Genomic DNA, 11,770 nt, shown 5'->3' on the forward strand with positions numbered 1-11,770 from the left:
TGATAACATATGCTAGATACGCGTTTAAATTTTGAAAAACGTGACTTTATCGAGTATTTACTCTTTCACTATCAGTTTAAATCTCGTATCAGTGTATGGTTACTCAATTTCATTAAAACGAACCATGCACTGATTGAAAAAATTCATTTTGTCGACCAAATCGTAGCAGAACATCCTACTTTAGAAATGGCTGTGTCGGATGCTTCCGTCATAGCCATTCAATATCATGAGGGTGAGACTTTGTTGATGAACACCAATGAAATATTTAACCAAGTGATTCATCATTCACAGCAACTGGATATTAAAATTCATTTTAATCATGAAGCTGATCGTGATTCACGCCTCGATCATTTATTATTGCAACAACTGCTCGCAACTCAAAATGGCGATGCTTATTTAAATGATATGTATCATATCGAGTTATCTCATAGTACAGAGCAGCAATTAATTCACTTATTAAAATCGCATATTGACTTAAGTTTAAATTTGAAAGATATTCAATCATTTAATCACTATACAAAAATATTAAATCTCATTAAATTGAGGCACATTACTGACGAAACTTAAATATTGATTGACGAAAGGTACCTAAATCATGTGGACAGCTTTACAAAATATGTTGTTCTATCAACGCCCGATACTCATATTGATTATCATTAGTAATATTTTGGGGACGATTTATGGTTATATTTGGTATGCACCGCAACTTTTCAGATCAGCGTGGTATTTCGGGCCATTTATTCCAGATAGTCCAACTGCGACGTTATTTTTAGTCGTTAGCTTAATCTTACTTTTGTTTAATAAAAAGAATGCCATCATTGATACACTTGCTTTCGTCACATTATTGAAATATGGCGTTTGGGCAGTCATGATGAATTTCCTTTTATTTATAGAGGACGAGACGATTTACATTTTGGGTGTGATGTTAATTATTTCTCACGGTATTATGGCGATGCAAGCTTTATTGTTTTTACCACAATTCAAATTTACGTTATTGAGTTTAGTAGTCACTATCATTTGGGTTTTCCATAATGATGTGATAGATTACGTTTTTCATCAATATCCAGTCTACGGCGGACTCGGGCATTATGAAGCACAAATTGGTTACCTCGCATTTTGGTTATCAGTGCTGCCAATTTTGTTCGTGATTTATCGGCTCGGCATGGTTAAAAAGATTGACCAAGTTTGATGAAGCCAGTACAATAATATTATAAAGGAGTGAGCATAATGTCGTTAATGTCTTTAATTATTTATTTTGTAATTATTATGATCCTCCCAATGTATGCACAACATCAAGTTAAATCTAACTACGAAAAATATGCTCAAGTTAGATCAACAAGTGGCAAGACGGGACGAGAAGTAGCATTAGAAATTTTACACGCAAATGGCATTTATGATGTCGAAGTGAAAGAAGGTCAAGGGTTTTTAACTGACCACTACGACCCTAAAAACAAAGTCGTAGTGTTGTCACCTTCAAACTACAACAAACCAAGTGTTGCTGGTACTGCAATTGCCGCTCACGAAGTTGGTCACGCAATTCAGCACTACGAAGGTTATTTCTTTTTACGTTTCCGTTCTGCGTTAGTACCAATTGCAAACATTGGTAGTTCAATGTCATATATTTTCATTATGGCTGGGATTATCATGACGGCTTTACACATGGCAATCGGTTCAACTGCATTATGGATTGGTATTTTCTTAATGGCATTTGCTGTATTGTTCTCCATTGTCACGTTACCAGTCGAATTTGACGCAAGTAAACGTGCAATGAATCAAATACAACGCATGCATATCGTTAATGAAAAAGAATATAAGCATGCAGGTCGCGTATTAAGAGCAGCAGCAATGACCTATGTTGCAGCGACAGCCGTTGCAGTTGCTGAGCTCGTTCGTTTAATTTTAATCGCACGTTCAGCAGATCAATAATATAGCGTTAAAAGAGTTGGGGAATTGATACCTAGCTCTTTTTTTTGCTTTTGTAAAAATATGTTGATAATCCGATGCCATAAAAAATAGTGTATCACATATCAAAAAGGTGCATAGATTGCTCAACGCCACACATTTCATGTAAGATAAAGAAGAATGAAAACAGAAAGGATGTCATATCATGAATCGATCACTCTCCGATATGCAAAAAGAAGTAGATACATACATATCACAGTTTAAAACAGGTTATTTTTCTCCTCTTGCAAACCTTGCCCGCTTAACAGAAGAAGTTGGCGAACTGGCACGTGAAATCAACCATTATCACGGAGAGAAAAAGAAGAAAGCGAGTGAGGCAGAAAATACAATCGAAGCCGAATTAGGTGACAATCTTTTTGTCCTCCTCTGTCTTGCAAACTCGCTCGATATCGATATGACAGAAAGCTTTAACCAAACTATGGAAAAATTCAACAAACGCGATAAAAATCGTTTTGAAAGAAAGACATAAAGGAGTACGACCTATATGAAGATTGGCATTACTTGTTATCCCTCAGTTGGTGGTTCAGGGATAATCGCAACAGAACTCGGAATTTTAATGGCTGAACGTGGGCATGAAGTTCATTTTATTACTTCAAATATGCCATTTCGCTTAAACAAACCAGTACCTAACATTACTTTTCATCAAGTTGACGTAAATCAATATGCTGTATTCCAATATCCACCTTATGATATTTCGTTAAGTACGAAAATCGCAAACGTCATTAATGAGTATGACTTAGATGTACTGCACATGCATTATGCGATTCCACATGCGATTTGTGGGATTTTGGCAAGACAAATGTCTGGTAAAGATATTAAAATTATGACGACTTTGCATGGTACAGATATTACAGTTCTAGGCTATGACCACTCGTTAAGAAATGCGATTAAATTCGGCATCGAACAAAGTGATATTGTAACGAGTGTCAGTGAATCTTTAAAAGCCGAAACGATTGAGATTATTGCACCTCAAAAAGAGATTGTGCCGATCTACAATTTTGTAAGGGAATCCGAATTTCCGACGGGTTACAATACAGATTTAAAGGAAAGTTATGGCATTGCTCAAGACGAAAAGGTTTTTATCCATGTGTCGAATTTCCGCAAAGTAAAACGAATTGATACGATTATTGATACATTTGCACGCGTTCGTGAACACGTTAAATCCAAATTGTTGCTCATTGGTGACGGTCCTGAATTGCAAGAGATGCGAGTGAAAGTACGTGAAATGGGGCTTTCTGAAGATGTACTCTTTTTAGGTAAGCAAGATTGTATGAGTAATTTTTACCAAATGTCAGATATTGTGTTATTAATGAGCGAAAAGGAAAGCTTCGGTCTTACATTGTTAGAAGCGATGAAAACAGGGGTCGTTCCTATTGGTACACGTGCGGGTGGAATTCAAGAAGTCATTCAACATCGTGAAACAGGCTTCTTAGTGGATATCGACGACAGCCAAACGGCAGCTGAATATGCGTTAAAATTACTGACAGATGATGCATTGTATCAATTATTGCGTGAAAATATGTTAAAAGATATTGCAAAAAGGTTCGATTCACAAATTATCGCAGACCAGTATGAGCATTATTATAAAAAGATGATAGGGGATTTGTAATTCATGAATCAATCTCAATTTGAATTAGCTAAACCTATTTTAGAACGTTTGATTCAACATGGATATGAAGCTTATTTTGTCGGTGGCTCAGTGCGAGATTTTATTATGAATCGTACTATCCATGATGTGGACATTACGACAAATGCGACACCTGATGAAATCGAGGCGCTCTTTGAACATACGATTCCAATCGGTAAAGAACATGGCACCATCAATGTCGTATGGGAACACGAAAATTATGAAGTGACGACTTTCCGCGCTGAAGCAGAATATGCGGACCATCGTCGGCCGACAGAAGTTTATTTTGTAAGAGATTTGTATCAAGATGTGGAACGTCGAGATTTTACGATGAATGCCATTGCGATGGATATCAACTATGAACGTATTGACCATTTTGAAGGTGAGCGCGATATTGAACAACGTGTTATTCGTACGGTGGGTGATGCAAAGACACGCTTTGACGAAGACGCACTAAGAGTATTGCGAGGTTTACGTTTTAAATCACAGCTCGGATTTACAATTGAAGAGGCAACATTTGAAGCAATGGTACACCAAATGGCGGATTTAGAATATTTATCCATTGAACGCATTATGAATGAACTGACGTTATTAGTTAAAGGGACCTTTGTTGCAGACACCTTTCCAATACTCGAACCATTGCAATTGTGGCGTTACATCCCTTACTTCAAAGATGTCGATGTCGCAGCGATAAAATTGAATGCACCGATTGATATTGAATCGTTTTTAGCCATTCTCAGCTATCGTACAGACCATCAAGCGTTCAAACCTTTGAAACTCAGCAATGCACAAGTACGAACAATTCAAACGTTAATATCGGCCATTCAAAGTGCGCAAACAATAGATACTAAAGTTCGCCTCCAGCAATTTGTGTACGATTTTGGCATTGAGGTTGCACTGAAAATCAATGAACTGCGACCGATATTAGAAGATAACCAAATTGATTTACCATCACCGATTATCTTTAACGCAGCAAGTATCCAAACTGTGTGGGAAGATTTACCAATTCAATCACGAGAAGATTTAGCAATAGATGGTAAATGGTTAATGCAAGCGTTTCAATTAAAAGGTGGACCGTGGATAAAGGACGTATTACGTCAAGTCGAATGTGCTGTGATTCAACGTCAAGTCAACAATCAAACAGAAGCTATCATTGAATGGGTGAGAACACATGTCAAAATATCTTGATCAAATATTAGAATTATTAACAGATGCAAGACCCGACTATATTTCGGGGCAAACGATTGCAGAAAAACTAAATATTTCACGGATGACGGTCAAAAAAACAGTTGATCAACTAAAAGCAGAGGGATTTTCAATCGATTCAATTCACAATAAAGGGCATCAATTGAAAGCTTTGCCACAATCATGGCATAAAGGGGTATTGACCTCAATTTTCAAACATCAATCCTTTATCGATCAATTTCAAACATATCCATCCGTAGACTCTACACAACAAGTCGCTAAAAAGGCAATTTTGAACGATGACCGTACAATGCTCATTTTAAGTGATGAACAAACGGCAGGAAAAGGACGCTTCAAACGTGTTTGGCAATCATCAAAAGGAAAAGGTTTATGGATGTCGCTCGTTTTAAGACCAGACATTCCTTTTTCAATGCTGACTACGTTTAATTTATTTATGTCATTAGCGATTAGTGAAGCGATTCAGTCATTTAGCCCATCAAAGGTTGAAATTAAATGGCCAAATGATATTTACATAGAAGGTCAAAAAGTATGCGGGTTTCTTACGGAAATGGTAGCGAATGCAGATGGGATTGAGGCTGTCATTTGTGGTATTGGCATTAATTTAAATCATGACGTTGAAGATTTTGATGAAGCACTACAACAAACTGCAACAAGTGTCAAATTGCATTATGGTAAAAACGTCAATCGCTATGACTTTTTAGAACAATTAATGCAACGTATTGAAGTGCGCTATCAACAATTTTTGACTGAACCTTTTATGACCATTAAAGAGGAATACATTCAGCGTTCAAATATTTGGAATAAGCAATTACGTTTTACAGAAGGCAAACAACAATTTTATGGTAAAGTAATGGAAATTGATGACCAAGGGTTTTTACTTGTCGTTGATCGTAATGGTGATTTCCACCGTTTAATGAGTGCAGATATTGAATTTTAATCCATTAAGAGAGAAAGGAGGGGGCATATGGCGCATCAGCCCTGTTATGCTGTTGTCGATCTTGAAACGACAGGCAACCAAGCAGATTATGATGAGATTATTCAAATTGGGATTACTTTTGTTCGTGACAATCAAATTATTGACCATTATCACTCAATGATTAAAACTGATTTGACAATTCCGACTTTTATTCAAGCATTGACTTCCATTGAAGAAGAAATGTTAAATCAAGCGCCTTATTTTAAAGAAGTCGCAGATGAAATTTATACGAAAATTAAAGATTGTATTTTCGTCGCACATAATGTGAATTTCGATCTTAACTTTTTAAAACGTTCATTCAAAAAATGTCATATTCATTACCAGCCGAAAAAAGTCATTGATACATTGGAACTATTTAAAATTGCGTTTCCAACAGAGAAAAGCTATCAACTGATGGAGCTTGCCGAATCGTTAGGTATTCCGCTTACCCAAGCACACCGCGCAGATGAAGACGCGTATACAACAGCTCGAATCATGATTTTGGCGTTTGAAAAGTTTAAGGTTTTACCGATTAACACGAAGAAGCAACTCTATTATTTAAGCAAACAATTAAAATATCAACTGGACGACTATTTTTTCGAACAAGTACGTTTACATGATGTTGCAAAAGAAATGACTGGATTGAATCAGTTTGAACAAATTTATTATCAAGTCCCACCTGATTTTGAAGTCAGTCACGTTCAGTTTGACGGTGATTTGACAGCTTTGTATCAAACGATAGTTGACGCTTGTCATTACCAATATCGTGAAGAACAACTTTATATGACACAAATTGTGTTTGACCAGTTAATGCATAACGAAAAAGCACTGATTGAAGCTGATACTGGCAGTGGAAAATCATTAGCCTATCTTGTCGCTTCATTAATGTATTATATCGAAACAGGCGAACACGTCATGATTTCAACGAATACAAAAATGTTACAAAATCAATTGTTATTACAAGATATTCCGAAAATTAATGAAGCACTTAATGTATCAATCAATGCGACGTTGATCAAAAGTAAACAAGACTATATTTCGTTAGGTCTCATCAGCCAAGTGTTAAAAGATGAAACGACCAATTATGATGTCAATTTATTAAAAATGCAATTACTCATCTGGATATTAGAAACACGCACAGGTGATATTCAAGAACTGAATTTACGTGGTGGCCAAAAAATGTATTTTGAGCAAAAAATCGAAACGTATGTCCCTGTACGTAAAGATTTTCATTATTACAACCATATTCGTACGAATGCATCCAAAATTCAAATAGGGATTACAAACCATGCACATTTGTTATATTCATCACCTGATCATACACTGTATCAAATGTTTAATCATTGCATTATTGATGAAGCACATCGATTGCCAGATTATGCGATTGACTGTGCCATTCGTGCGTTCGGTTATGCAGATATTAAGTATCAATTAGGATTAATCGGTAAAACAGAAAATGAAAAACTGTTAAAACAAATCGATCAACTCGAACAACAACGTATTTTACAAAAATTAGATATTCCACCGATTGATGTTTTTAGTATTAAACAGGACATTATTGAAATTCATGACATGAATGAACACTTTTTTGACCATATTTTCTATCAAGTGCATGAAGGACAGTTGTATGATGATGAAGCATCAAAATTACATTATGCCTATGATATGGAACGTGATCAGTTAATTCCTTTGTTACATCAATACATTTCAAAAATTAATGTCACACTTGAGCATTTCAATAATATGAAACATAAAGTGGTTAAAACGTTGCGTAAACATTTATTGTATATTGTGGATCAATTGCGAGAAATCGAAACGGGACTGAAAGCAGGGCATTTGTTTTATATTACGTTAAAAAATGTCCAACAAAAGTCGACGATTAAAATTCATCTTAAAGATGCATCGATTAAAGAACTATTAACAGAGAAAATTTTAAAGCAGTTCAAATCAATTTCGTTCGTTTCAGGCACACTGACGTTTAATGGCTCCTTTAAAAATTATCAAAAGTGGTTTGAAGAGGATGTCCATTTCCAAACGTACAAGATTACGTCAGAACATACGCATAACGCCAATGCACACATCTTTGTGCCGAATGATATTAAACGTTACAATTATCAAAATCAAGAGGAATATATCCAAACGATTGTGGAATATATTGCACGTTATGTCACGACTGTGGACAGTAAGTGTCTCGTTCTCTTCACGAGCTATAAAATGTTATACAATGTGATGGATTATTTAAATCAAATGGCTGAATTTGACGATTATGTCATTTTATCGCAGCAACAAAGCCAAAATTATAAAATCGTGCAACAGTTCAATCATTTTGATAAGGCGATATTATTAGGAACAAGTACATTTTTTGAAGGGTTTGATTATCAAGCACATGGTATTAAATGTGTCATGATTGCAAAATTACCATTTATGAATCATCATGCCGTCAAACCGATGTTACTTGCCAATGAGTTTGACAATGTCTTTAAAGATTATGTCTTACCTGAAGCTGTACTACGATTTAGACAAGGACTAGGGCGTCTATTGAGAAATGAAAGTGATCAAGGGATTGTCGTTTCTTTTGATAATCGCTTAATGCACAGTCAATATCGTCACTTTTTCCAAAATACGTTCACACATTTCCAACAACATCAAGGCAACATACAAAAATTTGGACAATTACTCCATAAAATGCAATCTCAGCTGGATCACACATGATGTGGTAGAAGTTCGGCAATAGTTTTGTTAAAATAATAACAGTATTAAAACATATAGGAGAATGGTTATGAAAACAACGATTAAAGAAGCAAAGAATAAAATTGGCCAAGAAGTCACGATTGGTGCTTGGCTAGCGAATAAACGTTCAAGTGGTAAAATCGCATTCTTACAATTGCGTGACGGTACAGGATTTATGCAAGGTGTTGTCGTTAAAGCGGATGTTGACGAGGACATTTTCCAACGTGCGAAATCATTAACACAAGAAACATCATTGTATGTAACTGGTGAAATTACTGAAGACAACCGCTCAGACTTAGGTTATGAGATGCAAGTCAAACATATTGAAGTGATTCAAGAAGCACACGACTATCCAATTACACCTAAGAATCACGGTACTGAATTTTTAATGGACCATCGCCATTTATGGTTGCGTTCTAAAAAACAACATGCTGTGATGAAAATTCGTAACGAAATCATCCGCGCAACATATGAGTTCTTTAATGAAAATGGCTTCACAAAAATTGATCCACCTATTTTAACAGCAAGTGCACCAGAAGGCACAAGTGAATTGTTCCATACGAAATACTTTGATGAAGATGCATTTTTATCACAAAGTGGACAACTTTACATGGAAGCTGCTGCAATGGCATACGGTAAAGTATTTTCATTCGGCCCAACATTCCGTGCTGAAAAATCAAAAACACGTCGTCATTTAATCGAGTTCTGGATGATTGAACCTGAAATGGCATTTACAACACATGAAGAAAGTTTAGAAGTACAAGAGGCTTATGTCTCATATGTCGTACAATCTGTGCTTAAAAACTGTCAAATCGAACTTAAATTATTAGAACGCGACACATCAAAATTAGAAAAAGTACAAGCGCCATTTCCACGTGTTACTTATGATGATGCGATTAAATTTTTACATGAAGCAGGTTTTGACGATATTGAATGGGGCGATGATTTCGGTGCACCACACGAAACAGCTATTGCCAACCATTATGATTTACCTGTATTCATTGTTAACTATCCAACAAAAATTAAACCATTCTACATGCAACCAAATCCAGAAAATGAAGACACAGTGCTTTGTGCGGATTTAATTGCACCTGAAGGCTATGGCGAAATTATCGGTGGCTCTGAGCGTATTAACGACCTCGAGTTATTAGAACAACGTATCGATGAACATCAACTTGATACAGAAAGCTATCAATATTACTTAGATTTACGTAAATATGGTAGTGTGCCGCACAGTGGTTTCGGTTTAGGCTTAGAACGTACTGTCGCATGGATTGCTGGTGTTGAACACGTGCGCGAAACATCACCATTCCCACGCTTGTTAAATCGTTTGTATCCATAATAGATACCGATGCAATGATGTTGAGTGATGTTGATGGGCTTAACGTCGGCACATCTTTTACGGGGGTGAGAGGATGAAATTCTTTGACAATAGGGATTTCACACTCACTCTCTTTTTATTCTAACTATAACGGTGCGTCGAGAATACATTGTTGTTACATGACTGGCGAAATAGGAGGGGAATAAATGAACCAACGAGAACTGCAAACACGGCCTGTCGTGATTCGCTATGAATTGCTTGAGCATTATCAAGAATTAGGCCTTAACGAAAATGATTTAGTGATTTTAATTAAAATTTTATATGCTTATGAAGCTTCTAACGAGCAGCCTTCTATTGATATGTTAAAAAAGGGGACAACGATGCAATCATCAGAAGTGACCGCGATTATACAAAAATTGATTCAACTCGGTTTATTAGCGATGCGCGTCGAAAAAAATAATGAGGGTAAATTCACTGAATATATTAATCTTGATGGCTTTTACGAACAATTTGCTTCTGTATTTAAACAAATCGAACAATCCAATGAAACGATGTCTGAAGAAGAAGCGTTTAAAATTGTGTTCAAAAAAATCGAGACTGCATTTGGACGTGCATTATCACCGTTAGAAATTGAACATTTAAACCAATGGATTGATGTCGACCATTATGCCATTGAACTGATTGATGCTGCGATTGATGAAGCACTGGCACATCAAAAAACATCACTCAAATATATCGATCGCATTTTACTCAATTGGCAAAAAAATAATGTCACAACAGTTAAAGACGCACAACCGATACGGGCAAAATTTAAAAAACAACCTCAACAACCTTCTCAAAAAACAAAACACATTCCGAAATTTAATTGGCTGAAAGGAGAGAATCCTTTTGATAAGTAAAAAGAAAGCACTTGAAATGATTGATGTCATTGATCAAATGTTTCCGGATGCACAATGCGAACTTGTACACCAAAATCCATTCGAATTAACCATAGCTGTATTACTCTCAGCACAATGTACCGACAATACAGTGAATCGTGTGACAAAAGACTTATTTCAGAAATATCATACGCCTGAAGACTATTTAGCTGTAGATTTAGAAGAGTTACAACAAGATATTCGTTCAATCGGGCTCTACCGTAATAAAGCAAAAAATATTCAAAAATTATCGCAATCCTTACTCGATCAATATGATGGAACAGTGCCGCATACCCATGAACAACTTGAGGGTTTAGCTGGCGTAGGGCGAAAAACGGCCAATGTCGTCATGAGTGTAGCATTTGGGGAACCTGCACTCGCGGTCGATACGCATGTCGAACGTGTGTCGAAACGTTTAGGTATTTGTCGTTGGAAAGATAGTGTGACAGAAGTAGAACGTCGACTCACTTCAATCATACCGAGAGAACGTTGGACGAAAAGTCATCATCAATTGATCTTTTTCGGTCGTTATCACTGTTTAGCGAAAAAACCAAAGTGCGGTGTCTGTCCATTATTTGAGGATTGTCGTGAAGGGCAAAAACGTTATCGCGCATCATTGAAAAAAGCGGCAGGTGCATCATCATGAATCATCAAGAAATCATTGCAAATATGTCAAAATTAGAAGAAGCATTAGATGAATACGCAAAACAGCGCAAAATAGGTCGTGACGCATCGATAGCTCTGTTGGATAATTATTATGAGTCGTTGTTTCGTTACTTTAATATAATTAATGAAGTGAATGATTATCGTCTCGTGAATCAGGAGGCTTTACGTATTGTTCCGTTCAATATTGATGAACGTTTTGCATATATTGAAACACGTAAGCATCATTATATGGGATATCAGCAAATGAAGACGTTGAAATCTGAATTAGTGAAGATGTATGCGGCATATCGTGCGCGTCATCGCTTAAAGTAAGTTTTTCATTATTTGCTTGCTTTATAGGTTTTATATTCATTTGTAAAAGAGAAGAGATAAATATAAAAAAGGAG

Annotated in this window: 12 protein-coding genes; all 12 read left to right on the plus strand. The window is 36.1% G+C overall.

Annotated features, from left to right (window positions below):
- Positions 1 to 9: 9 nt before the first annotated feature.
- A complete protein-coding gene (locus GZH82_RS07605) occupies positions 10 to 567 on the plus strand; it encodes a YpiB family protein (RefSeq protein ID WP_162681982.1) in 558 nt (185 codons plus the stop codon).
- A gap of 28 nt (positions 568 to 595) precedes the next feature.
- Positions 596 to 1,189, plus strand: coding sequence for a DUF1405 domain-containing protein (locus GZH82_RS07610; RefSeq protein ID WP_162681983.1), 594 nt, complete (start codon positions 596 to 598; stop codon positions 1,187 to 1,189).
- A 38-nt stretch (positions 1,190 to 1,227) separates the two neighbouring features.
- Complete coding sequence (locus GZH82_RS07615; RefSeq protein WP_162681984.1) at positions 1,228 to 1,926, plus strand: zinc metallopeptidase; 699 nt, start codon at positions 1,228 to 1,230, stop codon at positions 1,924 to 1,926.
- A gap of 181 nt (positions 1,927 to 2,107) precedes the next feature.
- Entirely contained in the window at positions 2,108 to 2,431 is a 324-nt protein-coding gene (locus GZH82_RS07620; protein WP_096541089.1) for a nucleotide pyrophosphohydrolase, read from the plus strand.
- A gap of 15 nt (positions 2,432 to 2,446) precedes the next feature.
- Positions 2,447 to 3,571, plus strand: coding sequence for an N-acetyl-alpha-D-glucosaminyl L-malate synthase BshA (gene bshA / locus GZH82_RS07625; protein ID WP_162681985.1), 1,125 nt, complete (start codon positions 2,447 to 2,449; stop codon positions 3,569 to 3,571).
- A 3-nt stretch (positions 3,572 to 3,574) separates the two neighbouring features.
- Positions 3,575 to 4,777, plus strand: coding sequence for a CCA tRNA nucleotidyltransferase (locus GZH82_RS07630; RefSeq protein ID WP_162681986.1), 1,203 nt, complete (start codon positions 3,575 to 3,577; stop codon positions 4,775 to 4,777).
- The gene (locus GZH82_RS07635; protein ID WP_162681987.1) at positions 4,761 to 5,732 is read left to right on the plus strand and encodes a biotin--[acetyl-CoA-carboxylase] ligase; all 972 of its coding nucleotides are present in this window, start codon (positions 4,761 to 4,763) and stop codon (positions 5,730 to 5,732) included. The genes GZH82_RS07630 and GZH82_RS07635 overlap by 17 nt, the downstream gene beginning before the upstream one ends.
- Before the next feature lie 27 nt (positions 5,733 to 5,759).
- Positions 5,760 to 8,462: a helicase C-terminal domain-containing protein gene (locus tag GZH82_RS07640; RefSeq protein ID WP_162681988.1), complete on the plus strand. Its 2,703-nt coding sequence runs from the start codon at positions 5,760 to 5,762 to the stop codon at positions 8,460 to 8,462.
- A 67-nt stretch (positions 8,463 to 8,529) separates the two neighbouring features.
- Positions 8,530 to 9,822, plus strand: coding sequence for an asparagine--tRNA ligase (gene asnS / locus GZH82_RS07645; protein WP_162681989.1), 1,293 nt, complete (start codon positions 8,530 to 8,532; stop codon positions 9,820 to 9,822).
- Between the two features lie 185 nt (positions 9,823 to 10,007).
- A complete protein-coding gene (locus GZH82_RS07650) occupies positions 10,008 to 10,700 on the plus strand; it encodes a DnaD domain-containing protein (protein WP_162681990.1) in 693 nt (230 codons plus the stop codon).
- Positions 10,690 to 11,364 (plus strand): endonuclease III, encoded by a 675-nt coding sequence (gene nth, locus GZH82_RS07655; protein ID WP_019165308.1) that lies wholly within the window; start codon positions 10,690 to 10,692, stop codon positions 11,362 to 11,364. Before GZH82_RS07650 ends, nth begins: the two co-directional genes overlap by 11 nt.
- The gene (locus tag GZH82_RS07660; RefSeq protein WP_162681991.1) at positions 11,361 to 11,696 is read left to right on the plus strand and encodes a YpoC family protein; all 336 of its coding nucleotides are present in this window, start codon (positions 11,361 to 11,363) and stop codon (positions 11,694 to 11,696) included. The genes nth and GZH82_RS07660 overlap by 4 nt, the downstream gene beginning before the upstream one ends.
- The last annotated feature ends 74 nt before the right edge of the window (positions 11,697 to 11,770 follow it).

This window comes from Staphylococcus sp. MI 10-1553, from assembly GCF_010365305.1.
Taxonomy (GTDB): domain Bacteria; phylum Bacillota; class Bacilli; order Staphylococcales; family Staphylococcaceae; genus Staphylococcus.